Here is a 17,046-nt window from a genome sequence, read left to right on the forward strand (position 1 = left end):
GTGGTTGCCGGAGGTCCTCTACTCCGGGGACGCGGGCGGCGGATAGAGGGCCGCGAGAGCGTGCGCGGCCGCCGCCATCTCGCGCCGCAACTCGGCCGGCTCCAGGACCTCCACCTCGGCCCCGAGCTTGAGGAACTCCGTGCGCGCGTGTGTGACCGACTCGATGGGCACCGTGGCGGTCACCCAGCCCCGCTCGTCCGGCGGGCCCGCCGACTCGTCCACGGCCCCGGCGACGGCCGAGCTCATGACCTCCGCGAGCCGCTCCCGGCCCCGCGGCGACAGCCGGATCACCGCGTGCCCCCGCAGCAGCCGTGAGCGGAAGCCGGCCAGATGCTCGCGCCAGTGTCCCTCCAGGTCGAAGCCTTCCGGGCGCGCGAACGTCTCACCGGTCACCGTGAGCGCGAGGATCTGGCCGACCCGGTAGGTGCGCAACGCGCCGTCGCACCGCGCCACGAGATACCACTTCCCCCCCTTCAGGACCAGCCCGTACGGCTCCAGCCTCCGCTCGACCTCACAGGGCTCCGCCCAGCGGCGGTAGTGGACGTGGACGACCCGGGCGTTCCAGACGGCCTCGGCGATCTCCGGCAGGTAGGGCGAACGGTCGCCGTCGTAGTACCAGCCGGGCGCGTCGAGATGGAAGTGCTCCCGCACCCGCCGCGCCTCCTCCCGCAGCCCGGCGGGGAGCGCGGCCTCGACCTTCAGCTCCGCCGCGGCCAGCAGAGCGCCGAGGCCGAGGTCGGCGGCCGGTCCCGGCAGCCCGGCCAGGAACAGCGCCCCGGCCTCCCGCTCGGTCAGGCCGGTGAGCCGGGTGCGGAAGCCGTCCAACAGCCGGTAGCCGCCCTCGTGCCCGGCCTCGCCGTACAACGGGATGCCGGCGGCGTGCAGCGACTCGACGTCCCGGTAGATCGTGCGAACACTCACCTCCAGCTCTTCGGCGAGCTGCCGGGCCGTCACCCGGCCGCGCGACTGCAGCAACAGGAGGATCGACAGCAGCCGGGACGCGCGCACAGCGTCAGGATTCCACGGTCACGATTCCACTGCCAGAAGGTGTCAGCGAACCGGTCCTACCGTGCCCGTCATGGCTTTCGCGGAGAAACTGCTTTTCGTGCCGCCCCCGATCGAGGTGAGCGGCTACCACGTCAAGCGCTACCACGTCACCGCCGACCCGGCCGGCATCGACCCCGAGGTCGAGAAGGCGGCGTACGCCGTCCTGCCCGAGCTGCTGCCGGAACCGGACGGCACGCCCCCGGCCGCCTTCGTCGTCCTCCACCGGGGCGGGGACGACGGGGCCTACATCAACGCCTACACCTGGGCGTGGGACAACGCCCTGCACTACGGCAACGCGGTGGCCGGTCAGCCCGTGCTGGGCTGCCCCGACCGGGATCCCACCCATTTCATCCGGCTGGAACGCCCGCTCATCGGCTGCGTCTGGGAGCTGCCGCCGATCCTGCACGAACGCGACGCGTGGGTGCGGCACATGCTCGCTCCCGACGACCCCGACCTCGGCGCCTACCTCTCCGACACGCTCCCCGAGGGCACGACGGGAGGCCGTCGATGAAAGAACCACGATCGAGACGAGCGCGGTGATCAGGGGTGACGCCCCGGGCACTTGACCGGGAGATCACCGCGGATGATCGTCGGGGCCTGGCTCCACGAACCGGTCCCCCTTCGACACCGGAGTGATCGATGCACCGCGCCCTGGCCGTTCCGCTCGCTGCGTTCCTCGCCGCCTCCCTGCTCGCGGCGGCGGACCCCGCCCAGAGTCCGCCGCCCGCCCCACCGGGACAGGCCGGAGCCGTCGAGATCACGGTGAACGCGAACGCGGGGCTCGGCACCCTCCACGAGGCGGCGTACGGCGCCAACGCCGCCATCTGGGACCCGCACATGAACGACCCGGAGGTGGCGCGGCTGTACAAGCGGGCGCACATCGCCGCGGTGCGTTATCCCGGCGGGTCGTACGGCGACCTCTACCACTGGGAGACCCACACGGCGCCGGGCGGGACCGTGGCCCCGGGCACGGGGTTCGACCAGTTCATGGGCACGGTCAGGGCGGCCGGCGCGCAGGCCGTGGTGATCGCGAACTACGGCACCGGCACCCCGGAGGAGGCCGCCGGGTGGGTCCGCTACGCCAACAAGACCAAGAAGTACGGCGTGAAGTACTGGGAGGTCGGCAACGAGCTCTACGGCAACGGCCACTACGGCGCCACCTGGGAGACCGACGACCACCCGGACAAGAGCCCCGCGGCGTACGCCCGCACCACGCTCGAGTTCGTCCGGGCGATGAAGGCCGTCGATCCCACGATCAAGGTCGGGGCGGTGCTCACCATCCCCGGGAGCTGGCCGGACGGCGTGGTCGCCGCCGGCGACTCGGCCGGCTGGAATCACACGGTCATCCCGGCTCTGGCTTCCGAGGTCGACTTCTTCACCGTGCACTGGTATCCGGGCACGAGCATCCCGGACACGACCGGCGACGTCGCCAAGCTGCTGGCGTCCCCGCCGGGGCTCGCCGAGATGCTGGCCCAGGTGCGGGCCGACGTGGCCGCCCTGGGCGGCCGCGACGTGCCGCTCGCGCTGACCGAGGTCGCCTCCAACATCGGGCGCAACGTGCACGCGGCCGGGCTGTTCGCCGCCGACGCCTACCTGACCGCGCTGGAGAACGGCGTCTTCACGGTGGACTGGTTCGACACCCACAACGCGGTCGAGAGGATCAGCACGATCGACGGCGAGACCGACTTCCAGGACATCGGCTTCCTGTCGCTCGGCCAGTGCGCCGACGGCGTCTGCGAGCCCCCGCTCAACACGCCGTTCCCCTCCTATCACGGCATCGAGATCCTCGGCACCGCCGCCCGCCCCGGCGACGACCTGGTCAGGGCGGCCTCCGACCAGCCGAAGGTGGCCGTGCACGCCGTACGGCAGGCCGGCGGCGGCCTGGCCGTCGTGATGATCAACAAGGATCCGGCCACCGCCTACCCCGTGCGGCTCCGCTACACCGGGTTCGCCCCCTCCGGCCGGGCCCCGGTGACGTACACCTTCACGAGGGGGGCCACCGCGCTCGTCCGGGCCGAGCAGGGCGACGCGTACACGCGGACGCTCCCGCCGTACTCGATCACGACCATGACCGTGCGGGCGGCGAAGGGCCCGAGGCCCGCACCGGCCCCGGGCACGCCGACGGCGGACGGCGTCCCAGGCGGTGTCACCGTGAGCTGGCCGCCGGCCGGTCGCACCGTCGACAGGTACGCGGACAGGTATGAGGTGTACCGGCAGACGGGCACGGACGCCGTCCTGCTGGGCACGACCCGGGGCACCTCGCTGACGCTGCGCGACCTGGAGCCCGGCGCCTCCTACACGGTCAACGTGCTGGCCAGGGACCGGGCCGGGCGGCTGTCGCGGCCGTCCGCGCCGGTGACCTTCACCGCCCCCACGCCGCCGGACAGCACCTGCGCGGTCCGCTACCGGGTGACGCAGGGCTGGGGGCGGGGCTTCATCGCCGAGGTGACGGTCACCAACCGCGGCGCGGCCGATCTCACGGACTGGGCGCTGACGTTCCGGTTCCCGGTGGCCGGGGAGCGGGTCTCCAGCGGGTCGGGCGGCACGTGGACGTCCGAAGGACAGGACGTGCGGGTCGTCCCCGGTGAGCAAGCAGGAGAAACGACCAGGACGATCCCGGCGGGCGGCTCTGTCACCGTCGGGTTCGTCGGCGCCAACGAGGGGGCCTACCCTTCTCCCACCGTGTTCCGCCTGAACGGCACGGTCTGCTCGACGCTGTGACCGGCGATTTCTTGGAGTGATCATGGAGCCGTCTTGCACCCGGCCGTGAGGGCCGGATGAGAGACTCCTGAGCAAGCGCCTGCCATGTCAGGCGCGAACCCCGCGGCCCATCGCCAGAAAAAAGCCGCCCGGTGTGGTAACGGCGAAACCGCTGGAAGCCCGCCCTCCTCGCCGCGAAGGCCGAGGAGGGCGGAGCCCATTGAGGGAGCGCGTTCAGGAGGGGCCGCCGTCAGGGGGCCCGTATCCCCCGCCGCCGGGTGTCTCGATCTCCAGCACGTCGCCCGGCTCCACCCCGGCCGAGTCGCAGCCCGCCAGGTGGACGACGCTCCCGTCCGCGCGCCGCACCCTGTTGACGCCCAGCGCGCCCGGGGCGCCGCCGGCCATGCCGTACGGCGGCACCCGGCGGTGGCCGGACAGCACGCTGACCGTCATCGGCGCACGGAACCGGATGCGGCGCACGGCCCCGTCCCCGCCGCGCCACCGTCCGGCGCCTCCGCTGCCGCGCCGGACGGCGAACTCCTCCAGCAGCACGGGGAACCGCCATTCGAGCACCTCGGGGTCGGTCAGCCGGGAGTTCGTCATGTGGGTCTGCACCGCCGCCGCCCCGTCGAATCCGTCTCCCGCCCCGGACCCCGAGGCGACGGTCTCGTAGTACTGGCGCCGTTCGTCGCCGAAGCTGACGTTGTTCATCGTCCCCGACCCCTCGGCCTGGACGCCGAGCGCGGCGTAGATCGCGCCGGTGATCGCCTGCGAGGTCTCGACGTTGCCGGCGACCACGGCCGCGGGGTACGCTGGGGCCAGCATCGACCCCTCGGGCACGACGATGCGCAGGGGCCGCAGGCAGCCGTCGTTGAGCGGGATCTCGTCGGCCACCAGGGTGCGGAAGACGTACAGCACGGCGGCGGCGACCACGGCCGACGGCGCGTTGAGGTTGGTGCCGAGCTGGGGCGAGGTGCCGGTGAAGTCGATCGTCGCGGTGCGGCGGGCGCGGTCCACCGAGACGCCCACCGAGATCACGGCGCCGGAGTCCATCTCATAGCGGTAGCGGCCCTCGCTGAGGGCGTCGATCACCGCGCGGACCGCGCTCTCGGCGTTGTCCTGCACGTGCCGCATGTAGGCCCGCACGACGTCGAGGCCGAAGTGGCCGATCATCGCGCCGACCTCCTCGACGCCCTTGGCGTTCGCGGCGATCTGCGCGCGCAGGTCGGCCAGGTTGGTCGCGGGGTCCCTGGACGGGTACGGCCCCTCGGTGAGCAGCCGCCACGTCTCCTTCTCGCGCAGGCCGTCACGGTCCGCCAGCAGCCGGCAGTCGAACAGCACGCCCTCCTCCCGCACGCTCCTGCTGCTCGCGGGCATGGAGCCGGGCGTCAGCCCGCCGATCTCCGCGTGGTGTCCGCGGGAGGCCACGAAGAACAGGATCTCCCGGCCCGCGTCGTCGAAGACGGGGGTGACGACCGTGATGTCCGGCAGGTGGGTGCCGCCGTGGTAGGGGTCGTTGATCGCGTACACGTCTCCGGGCCGCATCCCGCCGCCGCGGCGGCGCACCACCTCCTTGACGCTCGCGCCCATCGACCCGAGGTGCACCGGGATGTGCGGCGCGTTGGCGATGAGGTCGCCGCCGGAGTCGAACAACGCGCAGGAGAAGTCGAGCCGCTCCCGGATGTTCACCGACTGCGCGGTGGCCCCCAGCCGGGCGCCCATCTGCTCGGCGACGGACATGAAGAGGTTGTTGAAGACCTCAAGCATCACGGGGTCGGCTTCGGTGCCCACGCCGGCGGCCCGGGGGCGCGCCCGCTCCCGCTCGAGGAGGAGGTGCCCGTACGGCGTCACCCCGGCCCGCCAGCCGTCGTCGACGACGGTGGTCGCGTCGGCCTCGGCCACGATCGCCGGGCCGCCGAGCGTGTCTCCGGGGTGCAGCCGTTCCCGCCGGTAGAGCGGCACCTCGCGCCACACGCCGCCGGTGTACATCCGCACGGTGATCGCCGTCCGCGCCCCGGCGGCGGCTGCGGAGGCGAGGTCCGAGAGGTCGGGCTGCTCGGTCAGGCCCACCGCCTCCACGGAGACCGCCTCCGCGACCAGCGGCCGGTCCATGAGGAAGGAGTACGTCCGCAGGTGGGCGGCCTCGAACTCGGTCACCATCGCGTCCGTCCCGGCCAGGTCCACCTGCAGCGACGTGTCGGTGCCGTCGTAGCGCAGCCGCACCCGCCGGGTCACCCGGATCCGCCCGTCCGGCACCCCCTCGTCGGACAGTTCGCGGCGGGCCGCCGCCTCAAGGGTGTCGGCGAGGCCGGTCAGGCGCCGGATCGTGGCGGGCTCCAGCCGGGCCTCGACCGACTGCTCCCGCATCACGGTCGTGTCGGCCAGCCCGATGCCCAGGGCGGACAGCACACCCGCCATCGGCGGCACCAGCACGGTGCGGATGCCGAGCGCGTCGGCCACCGCGCAGGCGTGCTGCCCTCCGGCCCCGCCGAACGTGGTGAGGGCGTACTCGGTGACGTCACGGCCCTTCCGCACGGAGATCTGCTTGATCGCGTTGGCGATGTTCTCGACCGCGACCCGCACGTAGCCCTCGGCGACCTGCTCGGGGTCGCGTTCGTCGCCGGTGCGCCCGCGGATGTCCGCGGCCGTCTCGGCGAACCGCCGCCGCACCTCGTCCGCGTCCAGCGGCAGGTCGCCGTCCGGGCCGAAGACCTCGGGGAAGTGGCCGGGCTGGATGCGGCCGAGCATCACGTTGGCGTCGGTGAGGCACAGCGGGCCGCCGTTGCGGTAGCAGGCCGGGCCGGGGTCGGCCCCCGCGGAGTCCGGGCCGACCCGGTATCGCCCGCCGTCGAAACGCAGGACGGACCCGCCACCCGCCGCCACCGTGTGGATCGCGATCATCGGCGCGGACAGCCGCACGCCGGCCACCTGGGTCTGGACCACCCGCTCGTACGCGCCCGCGTAGTGGGACACGTCGGTCGAGGTGCCGCCCATGTCGAAGCCGATCACCTTGTCGAGACCGGCCAGCCGGGACATGCGCGCCATGCCGACGATGCCGCCGGCCGGGCCGGACAGGATCGCGTCCTTGCCGCGGAAGTGCCCGGCCTCCGCCAGCCCGCCGTTCGACTGCATGAACATCAGCCGTACGCCGGGCAGTTGCCGGGCCACCGCCTCGACGTACCGGCGCAGGACGGGAGAAAGGTAGGCGTCGACCACGGTGGTGTCCCCGCGCGGCACCAGCTTCATCAGCGGGCTGACCTCACTGGAGCAGGACACCTGCGCGAAGCCCGAGCGCCTGGCCAGGCTCCCGATCGCCCGTTCGTGCGCCGGGTGCAGGTGGCTGTGCAGGCAGACCACCGCGACCGCCCGGACGCCCTCCTCGCGCAGCCGCCGCAGCCGCGGCGCGAGCCCTTCGAGGTCGGGCGGCCGGAGCACCGTGCCGTCGGCGGTGATCCGCTCGTCCACCTCGGCCACGTGCTCGTACAGCATCTCCGGCAGCACGATCCGCCGGTCGAAGATGCGCGGGCGGTTCTGGTAGCCGATGCGCAGCGCGTCGCCGAACCCCTTGGTGATCACCAGCGCCGTACGCTCGCCCCGGCGTTCCAGCAGTGCGTTGGTGGCGACCGTGGTGCCCATCCGCACCGACTCGATCCGCTCGACCGGGATCGGTTCGCCCGCGGGAACCTCCAGCAGGGCGCGGATGCCCGCCACCGCCGCGTCGGGATAGCGGGCGGGGTTCTCCGACAGGAGCTTGCGCGTCACCAGCCGCCCGTCCGGGCGCCGGGCGACGACGTCGGTGAACGTCCCGCCGCGGTCCACCCAGAACTGCCACCGGTCTCCAGGCATCGGACCCCCTCCGCACGCCCGTACATCCCTTGTATCAGGGCCGCGCTTCGGCTCTCGAGGGAGAGTCATCGACTCACGTCGGACATATCATCAGGTGTCGTTTTCCGGATCACACCGGACCGGACGTGACGGAAAGGTGGTTCCGGCAGTGCTGTCCGAGCGGAGCGTGAAGCGCAGCGGGGTCATCGGTGCCCTCGTCACCAGCAACCTGCTCGGCGGCGTCGCGGTCGCCTCCGGCATCGCGGTCGGCGGGCTGCTCCTGGAGCGGCTCGGCGGCACGTCCCTCGCGGGGCTCGGACAGGCCGCGAGCGTGCTCGGCGCGGCGGTCGCCGCGGTGCCGCTCGCCGGCGTCGCGGCCAGGCACGGCCGGCGCCGTTCGCTCGCCCTCGGGTACGCGATCGCCGTGCTCGGCGGCGCGTTGATCGTCACGGCCGCCGTCGTCGCACAGCTCGTCGTGCTGCTGACCGGGCTGGCCTTGTTCGGCGTCGGGCAGGCGGTGAACCTGCAGTCCCGGTACGCCGCCGCGGACGGCGCGGCTCCCGGCGCCCGGGCCAGGGCGATGTCGATCGTCATCTGGGCGACCACGATCGGGTCCGTGGCCGGCCCCAACCTCAGCGAGGTGGCCGACCGGTTCGGCCGGTGGCTCGGGCTGCCCGGCCTCACCGGCCCCTACGTGTTCTCGGTCGTGTCCTTCGCCCTGGCGGGCGCGGTGGTGGCGGTGTTCCTCCGGCCCGCCGCACGGTCGTCCGCGCCGGCCGCCGGCGAGGCGGACAAGAGCACCCGGGCAGTGGGAGCGGTGGCGGCGCTGCGCTGGGCGGCGGCCGACCCGGCGGCGCGCTTCGCGGTCGTGCTCATCGCGGTGGCGCACGCGATGATGGTCATGGTCATGGTGATGACGCCCCTGCACATGCAGCACCACGGCATGTCACTGCAGCTGGTGGGCGTGGTGATCAGCCTGCACGTGCTCGGCATGTACGCCCTCAGCCCGGTCTTCGGCTGGCTGGCCGACCGGCTCGGCGCGGTCCGCATGGCGTGCGCCGGGATGCTGATGCTCGCGACGGCCGTCGTGCTCGGTTTCGTGGCCGCCTCCGCCGCGGAGGGCAGCGCCCTCACCGCGCTCGCGCTGACCGTCCTCGGCGTGGGCTGGTCGGCGTCGGTGATCTCCGCGTCCGCGCTGCTCACCGGCACCGCCGCCGACCACGTCCGGGTGCCGCTGCAGGGCGCCACCGACGCCGGCATGAACTACGCGGGCGCCGCTGCGGCCGCGCTGGCCGGGCCGATCCTCGCCGCCGGCGGCTTCCGTGCGGTCAACATCGCGGCCGCGGTCATCCTGGTCCCCGCCGTCGCGACGGCGACCGCCGCCCTGCGCGGGGGCCGGGCGGTCGCGCAGGAGGCCGACGTACGGCACGAGCAGACCGTGCGGCACGGCGCCCACCCCGCAGAAACCGGCTCCGACTGAAAAGACAAGTCCGGCCACATCACGACGAACGAGCGGCACCAAACACCTTCGCCTCGTTTGTTTGCAGTTTCATTAAGGCGAGCGCACTTCATCCGGCACGCATGCCCTGACCTGCCATTGCTATGTTTCGACGCATGGCCGCCAGGGCAATCGGCGCGGCCGGACGCGCATGAAAGACGATTCGCCGTCGCGCGCATTCCAACTGCATCAGCACCGTCCTGCGGACAAGCGCGCCCGAAATCATCCGGGCCAGTCAGGAGAACACGTGAGATCCCGTCCCTTTCGCGCGCTGATGGCGGCGTCGGTCGCCGCCGTGCTCACGGCGGCGTTGGCGACGAGCCAGGGCGCGGCGGCCGGTGTGCCGCAGGCCCACGATCCGTCGAACCATCCGACGCCGATGACGAAGCTCGGCACGAACACCAACACGCTCTACTCGATGCGCTGGGATGAGATCGGCCCCGACAAGAGGTCGTACCGGCAGCTCATCACCCAGTTGCGCGGTGCCCTCGCCCTGCCGAAGGCGTACCGGTACACGAACATTTCCCAGTTGCTGGGCCAGCCCGGCCACACCGCCTTGAGCGGTCCCGTCGGCTGTCCGGAGGCGAGGCGTTCCCACGGCGCGCTGGGCGGCCCGTATCCGGTCCGCAGCGATTACTGGATCTGCCTCAACACCGTCGATTCCACGACGAACAGGTGGTATCCCCAGGGAGTCAGCGGCACCTGGGACGCGAACGCGAACGGGGTCGTCGACGGGGAGCGGGCCTTCGCGTTCGGCTGGTATCGCCGGGCGAGCGCGACCAACAGGACGCCCATCGCCTCCAGGGTGACGTTCCTGGACGAGCAGGCGCCGATGGGGTCCTTCGCGCACCGCTATCAGCATGTGCTGCTGGCGCTGCCGCGATACGGGAAGAACGGGGTCACGTTCGACTCGGTGCCGACCCATGCGGGCGGTCTGATCTGGTATCACCAGTACCTTCTGGTCGCGGACGACGGCCCGAGGCATGAGTTCAACGGGATACTCGTCTTCGACCTGCACAACCTGATCGACCTGGCGCTCAGCCCGCGGGCCGATCTGACGTCGCCGCAGGCCGCCACCCGCCCCTACGGCCTGTACAAGGGCCGGTTCTATTCCAAGGGTTACCGCTTCATCCTGCCGCTGCGCGGCATCTGGCGGCCGTCGGTCGGCCCTCTGACCACGCCGCAGAAGTGCCGGGCGGGTGACCTCCACTACCCACCCTGCTACACGTACGCGGGTCTCGACAGGAGCACCTCGCCGCCGAGTTTTCTCACGGGTGAGTGGTGCACGAGCTCGGCCTGCGGCAAGGGACGGGTGGCGCGCTTCCCGCTGATGCCGGACAACATCCCCTGCACCAGGGGCTGTCTGCGGACCTCCGGCGGCACGGCGAGGCCGACCGAGGTGTTCAGCCAGCCGGTCCGCTTCGCGCAGGGCGGCGTGTCCTGGAAGGGGAGGTACCAGTTCACCACGAGTCACGGAGTCATCACCGCCGCGGGTCCTCACGAAGACCGCGCCGGGCGCTTCGTGACCCGGCCGGGCGCGACGGTATTCCGTCATTACGCCGGTGCGGGCGTCCAGGACCTCTACTGGCACCGGGCCACGAGCACGCCGATGCTCTGGTCCGTCACCGAGTTCCCGGGAGTGGGCAGGCGTCTTTTGTACGGCGTCCGTCCCTGATCAGCAGACGGAAGGCCCCTCTCGTCACACGACGGGAGGGGCCTTCCGCCGTCTCGGCCTCAGGCGAGGACCGCCGGCGCGGGCTCGGCCTCGCTCGCGGCCTCGGGGCCCGCGAGGAGCCTGGCGGCCAGCGGCACGGTGCCCGCGAGCTGGACCAGCGCGCCCACCACCGTGACGGCGAGGGAGAACTCTCCGCTGGACAGGACGAAACCCGCCACCAGGAGCGGAGCCGTCCAGCGCGGCAGCGCGCCGGTGCGCAGGATCGCGGCGACCTGCGTGACCAGCCCGACCACGGCCGAGGCCAGCATGGGCAGCATGATCCCGCCGAACCACGCCGAGCCCTGGTATCTCCCGTACGCCGCGACGGCCTCGGCGGCCACGCCGCCCTCGGGCGCCAGGCCCAGCACCACCGGCCGCATGCCGGAAACGATCAGGCCGAGCACCCCGGCCAGGGCGAGCAGCAGCCCGGAGATCGTCCCGGCCAGTGGCGCCCGGTCGCGCAGCACCCGCGCGACCGCCACGCCGCCGGGGATGGAACACCCGACGAAGATCATGTAGAGCAGGGTGCCGAGGGCGTAGCCGTCCCGGCCGGCGGCGACCTGGGCGAGGTAGTCCGCCGCGTCGGTGCGGGGCAGACCGACCGTGTCGACCAGATGCCAGACCACTCCGGCGATCGGGCCGGCGAGGACCGCCGCGGCGAGCAGGTAGGGCTTGTTGGTTCTCATGACGTGTTTCCTTCGTGCGTGGCGGCCCGTCCGCCGCATGCCGAAACACTGACGCGGCCCTGTCCCGGGCCGCCTGAGCCCGCCGCCCCCTTCTGGGATAAGGACGATTTGTCCCATGCGGACGGGACATCAAATAACGGACAATTCACCTCATGCATGCGCGTACGGTGCTGATCGGGGAGTCGGTCGCGGGAGCCGCCGCGGCGGCGACCCTGGCCGCGTTCGGACTGCGGCTGCGGTCGCCGGCGGGGTTCGCCGACGACTACTGGCTGTGGATCTCGGTGACGGCTCTCGTGTACGGCCCGCCCGGCGCGTTCCTCATCCGGCGCGGTCGGGCCGTCCTGGGCCGGCTCTTCCTCGCGGTGAGCGTGAGCGCCGCGACCGGCGCTCTCACCGCGGAGTACGCCGCCACCGCGGCCGTGCTGCACTGGCCCGGCCACCTGGCCGTGCTGTGGCTGTCGGCCTGGAGCTGGCTGCCCGCCTATGTGATCGTGGCGGCCGTCGTCCCCTACTGGCTGCCGTCCGGGGAACGGCCGTCGCGGGTGTTCCGCCCCCTGATGTACGCCGGTTGCGCGGCCGCGGCGACGGGGTCGGCTGCCTGGGCGCTGCTGCCCTGGGAGCACGGCGACGACCCGGCGCTGGCCGAAAGCGGCCTGGCCAACCCTCTGGGAGTCGCGGGTGCCGAGGCGCTGCTGCCGGTCAGCCTGGCACTGATCGCCGTGGCGTCCCTCGGTGGGCTCGCCTCCCTGGGCGTACGCCTGCGCCGGGCCGAGGGCGACGAGCGCGGCCGGCTGGCCTGGGTCCTCGCGGGAATGGCCGGCACGCTGCTCCTGCTGGCCGCCGCCCAGGCGGTGCCGGCGCGCGGCTCGGGGGTGCTGCTGGCGGCGTCCGCCGTGCCGTTGCCGGTCTCCGTGGTGGCGGCGATCCAGCGATACCGGCTGTGGGACATGGAGACCGTGCTGCGCCGCGGCCTGGTCTGGGCGCTCATGTCGGCCGAGATCGCCCTCTGCTACACGGTGGTCGTCGCGTTGCTCGGGGACCTGCTGGGCCGTAGCCTCGGCGCTCCCCTCGTCGCCGCGGCCGTGGTGGCCATCAGCGTGGCTCCCGTCCACCGCTTGCTGCAGCGGGGCGTCCGGCGGCTGCTGTACGGCGACGCGGCCGACCCGTACGACGCGCTGGGGCGGCTGGGGGCGACGCTGGAGACGGCGGCGGCCCCCGCCGAGGCACTGGAACGGCTGGCCGGGGACGTCGCCAGGATCCTGCGGGTGCCGGTCGTGTGGGTGCTGGTGCTCGACGGGCCGGAGTCCCGCCACGGGGACGACGTCGGCGCCGACCCGGTGCGGGTGCCGCTGGTGCACGCCGGGGAGGCCGTGGGAGAGCTCGTGCTGACCCGGCCGCGCGCCGGTGAGTTCCGCCCCGCCGAGGCCCGGCTGCTGAACGTGCTGGCCCGGCAGGCGGGCGCGGCGGCGCACGCCGCCCGGCTCGCCGCGGATCTGGACCGGTCACGCCGGGCGTTGGTGGCCGCGCGCGCCGAGGAACGCCGCCGGCTGCGCCGCGACCTCCACGACCATCTCGGGCCGAGCCTGTCGGCCGTACAGCTGCAGCTGGAGACCATCCGCGACCTGGTGGCCGACGACCCGGACGGTGCGGGTGAGCTGGCCGACCGCTGCGCCGTGTGGCTGGCCGGCGCCGTGAGCGACGTCCGCAGGATCGTGGACGGCCTCGGCCCGTCCGCCCTCGACGATCTCGGCCTGGCCGAGGCGCTCCGCGCACAGGCGGCGGCCTTCGACCGCCCCGGCCTCGCGGTCCGGCTGAACCTGCCCGCGCAGGGCCTGCCCCCGCTTCCCGCCGCCACCGAGGCGGCGGCTCTGCGCATCGTGGGCGAGGCGCTGGCCAACACCGCCCGGCACTCGCGCGCCGGCCGCTGCGACATCGATGTGGCGCTGTCTCCCGGCGCGCTGCACTTCACCGTACGAGACGACGGCGTCGGCATGACCGGCTCCGCCCCGGGCTGGCGCGCAGGGGTCGGCCTGGAGTCGATGACCGAGGCCGCCGCCCAGCTTGACGGGAAATGCGAGATCCTGGCCCCGGCTGGAGGCGGCACCGAGATCCGCGTGCGGCTGCCGAGAGTCGAGGTGTGAGATGCGCGTGCTGATCGTGGACGACCACCCCATGTACCGCGAGGGGCTGATCGCGGCGCTGTCCGGCCGTCCCGACGTGACGGTCGTGGGCGAGGCGGGTGACGGCGCGGCCGCCGTCGAACTGGCGGTCCGGCTCGCGCCCGACGTCGTCCTGATGGACCTTCACATGCCGGTCATGAACGGCGTGGAGGCCACGGGGCGGTTGCGCGCAGAGCTTCCGGACGTGGCCGTCGTGGTGCTGACGATGCTGGAGTCCGACGAGTCGCTGGCGGCGGCCGTACGCGCGGGCGCGCGCGGTTACCTGCTCAAGGGGGCGGGCCGGGCCGAGATCCTGCGGGCGCTCGATGCGTGCCGGGACGGCGGCGCCTACTTCGGCCGGAACGCCGCCCGGGCGCTCGCCGGGCTCGTCGGCGCCGAGTCCCGACGGCCGGTCGCCAACCCCGTCCTGCCCGAGCTCACCGAGCGCGAGGTCGAGATCCTCGACCTGATGGCGCGCGGGCTGTCGAACGCCGCGATCGCCTCCCGGCTCTACGTCTCGGACAAGACAGTCCGCAACTACGTCAGCTCGGTGTACGGCAAGCTCGGCGTCGGCGACCGGGCCGCCGCGGTGGCCCGGGCCAGGGACGCCGGGCTCGGCGCCGGCCTGCCCGGCGGGCGCTGAGCCGGCGTTCGGCCGGCCCAGCGCTCTACGGAGGGAGCGGGGTGGGTCAGGCCCCGCGCTTCGGGATGATCCGCTTGACCGCCACCGCCGCCGAGACCAGCGTGAACAGGCCAAGGGCGATCCAGAGCGCGTTCCAGCCCATGAACGGGGCGGTCAGCGCCGCACCGCCGAAGCCCGCCGCGACGCCCCCGATGGGTGGGTTGTTGTACATGTTCACCATTTCCTTTCCCGACGCCATGCGGCGTCCCAGAATGCTTTCGCCTGCGTGATCTGCAGGAAGACATCGAAGATCATTTCGACGATCAGCAGGGCGGCGACGGCCATCTGCACGCCGCCCCTGCTCCGTACGGTCACGATCCGCTCGATCATGAAGACGCCCGTGACCGCCACCCAGAGCGGATGGAACTCGAGCGTGCCGGTGACCGCGATCGACCAGGCCGTGGCGCCCAGGTACGCGAAGATCACAATGATCCCGACCAGCGACAGGAGCTGACGGCCCCAGTAGGGGAACGTGACCCGCGTCCAGCCGTAGTCGGTGAGGTTCTCCAGCGCCCCCCGCTTCCACCGCAGCCGCTGCTTGAACAGGTCCTTCCAGGTCTCCATGACCTCGGTGGTGAGCGTGCACTCCGCAGGACACAGGATGCGGAACCTCAGATGTAGCAGCGCCAGGGTGAGCTCGTTGTCCTCGGTCAGGACGCGCACGTCGTACACCTGGTCGCGGCCGGGGAGACGACCACCGCGGCGGGCCCTGACGACCTCCTTGAGCGCGAGCGCGCGAAACAGCGTCGCCGTCCCGGTGAGCACCAGCGCCTTTCCGCGCAGTCGCCGCACGTCCCGGGCGTAGCGCGCGTACTCGTTGCGCTGGAACATGCCCACCAGCCCGCCGCCCGGCTTGCCGGTGAAGGTGCCTCCCACCGCGGCCAGTTCGCCGGTGGCCAGCCGGAGGACGGCGTGGTGGATGAAACCGGGATCCAGCGCCGAGTCCGCGTCCATGACCAGCACGGCATGCCGGGACCCCAGCTGGGGCAGCAGAACTTCGAGCACCTGGTTGAGCGCGCCCGCCTTCTTGTGGCGGTTGCCGACCGTCCTGATCACCTCGGCGCCGTGCGCGCGTGCGATGTCCGCGGTCCTGTCGGTGCAGTTGTCCGCGATCACGATGACGCGGTTGGGCCTGCGCCGCTGGCCGTGCAGCGACGTGATCGTCTCGGCGATCTGGTCCTCTTCGTCGTGTGCCGGGACCAGCACGGTGACGTACATGCGCGAGGGGTCGACCTCCGGAAGATCCCGCTTGCCGTCGGCGCCCTTCACGGCCCGGTGCCGGCCCGTGCGGACCTCCGCGAGGTTTCCCGGGCGGACCGGTCTGGCGGCGTGTCCGCGGTGTCCGGCATCGGGCCCGTGACCGCGCCCGCTCTCCGGCGGGCTGGTCAGAATTTCCGACTGAACCACTTAAAACCGTCCAGATCCCAGCAAACCGCCGCATTGTGGTGACTACTACCAGAAGGTTACACGCGTGACGGGGGTGACTGGTTGACATCAAAGCGACATAAGATGTGCCGGGAGATTTCAGCGCGGGAACGGTGATGAAATGGGCAGGGCCGCTGTCGCCGTCCTTCTGGGCCTGTCCGCGGCCGCCGTCGCCGTCACGGTCGCCTTCACTGTCGCCGCCGGGCGCTCCGGCGACCGTCAGGCGGCGCCGCCCGCGCCTCCCGTCAGCGCCTCCGCCCCCCGGGCGCATCCGAAGGCCACCGCGCGCGCCCTGTCGTCGTCACCACCGGTCATGCTGGAGATTCCGAGGATCGGGGTGCGGACCACGCTGATGACGCTGGGCAAGAATCCGGACGGGACGCTGGAGGTCCCGCCTCTCGACAGGGTCGACGAGGCCGGGTGGTACCGCCTCGGCCCGTCACCCGGGTCGCCCGGCCCCGCGGTCATCGCCGGTCACGTCGACTCGAAGAAGGGGCCCGGCGTCTTCTTCCGGCTCGGGGACCTGCGGCCGGGCGACACGGTGAGGATCTCCAGGAAGGACCGCACCCAGGCGATCTTCGAGGTGGATTCCCTGGAGAGCGTGCCGAAGGACCGCTTCCCCACCCGCAAGGTCTACGGAATGGTGAAGTTCCCCGGTCTGCGCCTCATCACCTGTGGCGGAGCCTTCGACACCGGCAGTGGCCACTACCGCGACAATGTCATCGTCTACGCCCACCTCGTCGCCGGCCCTCGCCCCGTTGATCGACCGCGGGGGACGGCTGCATCATCGTGAGGGTGTCCGCGGCTCTCGCACGAGCCGCCGGGCCGATCGGGTCGGAGACGAAGAGGGAGTGACGGCGGGCATGCGGTTCGAGACCAGCGTCGACATCGACGCCGCCGCGGAGCGGGTCTGGCGGGTCATGACGGACGTCGCCGGCTGGCCCGAGTTCACCCCCACCATGACCACGGTCGAGCCCCTCGGCGACGGCCCGCTGAGCCTCGGCAGCCGGGTCCGGATCAAGCAGCCGGGGCTTCCCCCGATGGTCTGGCAGGTGACCGAGTTCACCGACGGCGCTTCCTTCGCCTGGCAGGCGACCGGCGGGGGCGTCACCACGGTCGGGACGCACGTGCTCACGCCCCGGGAAAGGGGGGTGTCGGTCCTGCTCGGGATCGACCAGTCCGGACCGCTGGCGCCGCTGATGGGCCTGCTGGTCGGCGGCCGCACCCGCAGGTACGTACGCACGGAGGCGGAGAGCCTCAGACGGCGTTGCGAGTCCGGCGACGCCGCGTGAGCGGTTCTGCCGGCGGTG

General features: G+C 72.6%; 13 protein-coding genes. 8 read left to right on the top strand and 5 right to left on the bottom strand.

The genetic code is table 11. The features are described from left to right. Positions 1–18: 18 nt before the first annotated feature. Positions 19–1,008 carry a YafY family protein gene (locus HHX35_RS21045; protein ID WP_182900465.1) on the bottom strand — a complete coding sequence of 330 codons (990 nt, stop codon included), beginning with the start codon at positions 1,006–1,008 and terminating at the stop codon, positions 19–21. Between the two features lie 70 nt (positions 1,009–1,078). Between HHX35_RS21045 and HHX35_RS21050 the strand changes: the two genes are divergently transcribed. Together HHX35_RS21050 and HHX35_RS44700 are read left to right on the top strand one after the other, a co-directional pair. Further along, positions 1,079–1,558, top strand: a complete 480-nt coding sequence (locus HHX35_RS21050) for a hypothetical protein (protein WP_182900466.1) — start codon at positions 1,079–1,081, stop codon at positions 1,556–1,558. A 128-nt stretch (positions 1,559–1,686) separates the two neighbouring features. Further along, positions 1,687–3,768, top strand: a complete 2,082-nt coding sequence (locus HHX35_RS44700) for a cellulose binding domain-containing protein (protein ID WP_182900467.1) — start codon at positions 1,687–1,689, stop codon at positions 3,766–3,768. A gap of 213 nt (positions 3,769–3,981) precedes the next feature. Here HHX35_RS44700 and HHX35_RS21060 read toward each other — a convergent pair whose 3' ends face one another. Next, positions 3,982–7,593 carry a hydantoinase B/oxoprolinase family protein gene (locus tag HHX35_RS21060; protein ID WP_182900468.1) on the bottom strand — a complete coding sequence of 1,204 codons (3,612 nt, stop codon included), beginning with the start codon at positions 7,591–7,593 and terminating at the stop codon, positions 3,982–3,984. A 148-nt stretch (positions 7,594–7,741) separates the two neighbouring features. Between HHX35_RS21060 and HHX35_RS21065 the strand changes: the two genes are divergently transcribed. Together HHX35_RS21065 and HHX35_RS21070 are read left to right on the top strand one after the other, a co-directional pair. Continuing rightward, positions 7,742–9,052: an MFS transporter gene (locus tag HHX35_RS21065; protein ID WP_182900469.1), complete on the top strand. Its 1,311-nt coding sequence runs from the start codon at positions 7,742–7,744 to the stop codon at positions 9,050–9,052. A 265-nt stretch (positions 9,053–9,317) separates the two neighbouring features. After that, positions 9,318–10,745: a hypothetical protein gene (locus tag HHX35_RS21070; RefSeq protein WP_182900470.1), complete on the top strand. Its 1,428-nt coding sequence runs from the start codon at positions 9,318–9,320 to the stop codon at positions 10,743–10,745. A gap of 59 nt (positions 10,746–10,804) precedes the next feature. Here the strand turns inward: HHX35_RS21070 and HHX35_RS21075 are convergent, their stop codons facing one another. Further along, positions 10,805–11,470 (bottom strand): hypothetical protein, encoded by a 666-nt coding sequence (locus HHX35_RS21075; protein WP_182900471.1) that lies wholly within the window; start codon positions 11,468–11,470, stop codon positions 10,805–10,807. Positions 11,471–11,622: 152 nt separating this feature from the next. Between HHX35_RS21075 and HHX35_RS21080 the strand changes: the two genes are divergently transcribed. Continuing rightward, a complete protein-coding gene (locus HHX35_RS21080) occupies positions 11,623–13,611 on the top strand; it encodes a sensor histidine kinase (RefSeq protein ID WP_182900472.1) in 1,989 nt (662 codons plus the stop codon). Position 13,612: 1 nt separating this feature from the next. Beyond that, positions 13,613–14,272 carry a response regulator transcription factor gene (locus tag HHX35_RS21085; RefSeq protein ID WP_182900473.1) on the top strand — a complete coding sequence of 220 codons (660 nt, stop codon included), beginning with the start codon at positions 13,613–13,615 and terminating at the stop codon, positions 14,270–14,272. Between the two features lie 46 nt (positions 14,273–14,318). Here the strand turns inward: HHX35_RS21085 and HHX35_RS21090 are convergent, their stop codons facing one another. Next, a complete protein-coding gene (locus tag HHX35_RS21090; RefSeq protein ID WP_169981784.1) occupies positions 14,319–14,483 on the bottom strand; it encodes a hypothetical protein in 165 nt (54 codons plus the stop codon). Positions 14,484–14,485: 2 nt separating this feature from the next. Next, the gene (locus HHX35_RS21095) at positions 14,486–15,580 is read right to left on the bottom strand and encodes a glycosyltransferase family 2 protein (protein WP_220505701.1); all 1,095 of its coding nucleotides are present in this window, start codon (positions 15,578–15,580) and stop codon (positions 14,486–14,488) included. Positions 15,581–15,857: 277 nt separating this feature from the next. Between HHX35_RS21095 and HHX35_RS21100 the strand changes: the two genes are divergently transcribed. Both HHX35_RS21100 and HHX35_RS21105 read left to right on the top strand, forming a co-directional pair. After that, on the top strand, positions 15,858–16,529 hold the full coding sequence (locus tag HHX35_RS21100) for a class F sortase (RefSeq protein ID WP_182900474.1): 672 nt from the start codon (positions 15,858–15,860) through the stop codon (positions 16,527–16,529). Positions 16,530–16,599: 70 nt separating this feature from the next. After that, entirely contained in the window at positions 16,600–17,028 is a 429-nt protein-coding gene (locus HHX35_RS21105) for an SRPBCC family protein (RefSeq protein ID WP_182900475.1), read from the top strand. Positions 17,029–17,046: the final 18 nt, after the last annotated feature.

This window comes from Microbispora sp. H10830, from assembly GCF_014161375.1.
GTDB lineage: Bacteria > Actinomycetota > Actinomycetes > Streptosporangiales > Streptosporangiaceae > Microbispora > Microbispora catharanthi.

What these genes read in the sequence shown, in the direction of transcription:
- HHX35_RS21050 (WP_182900466.1), top strand. Translation starts at nt 1,079, where the DNA reads ATGGCTTTCGCGGAGAAACTGCTTTTCGTGCCGCCCCCGATCGAGGTG.
- HHX35_RS44700 (WP_182900467.1), top strand. Translation starts at nt 1,687, where the DNA reads ATGCACCGCGCCCTGGCCGTTCCGCTCGCTGCGTTCCTCGCCGCCTCC.
- HHX35_RS21060 (WP_182900468.1), bottom strand. Translation starts at nt 7,593, where the DNA reads ATGCCTGGAGACCGGTGGCAGTTCTGGGTGGACCGCGGCGGGACGTTC.
- HHX35_RS21075 (WP_182900471.1), bottom strand. Translation starts at nt 11,470, where the DNA reads ATGAGAACCAACAAGCCCTACCTGCTCGCCGCGGCGGTCCTCGCCGGC.
- HHX35_RS21080 (WP_182900472.1), top strand. Translation starts at nt 11,623, where the DNA reads ATGCATGCGCGTACGGTGCTGATCGGGGAGTCGGTCGCGGGAGCCGCC.
- HHX35_RS21085 (WP_182900473.1), top strand. Translation starts at nt 13,613, where the DNA reads ATGCGCGTGCTGATCGTGGACGACCACCCCATGTACCGCGAGGGGCTG.
- HHX35_RS21090 (WP_169981784.1), bottom strand. Translation starts at nt 14,483, where the DNA reads ATGTACAACAACCCACCCATCGGGGGCGTCGCGGCGGGCTTCGGCGGT.
- HHX35_RS21100 (WP_182900474.1), top strand. Translation starts at nt 15,858, where the DNA reads ATGGGCAGGGCCGCTGTCGCCGTCCTTCTGGGCCTGTCCGCGGCCGCC.
- HHX35_RS21105 (WP_182900475.1), top strand. Translation starts at nt 16,600, where the DNA reads ATGCGGTTCGAGACCAGCGTCGACATCGACGCCGCCGCGGAGCGGGTC.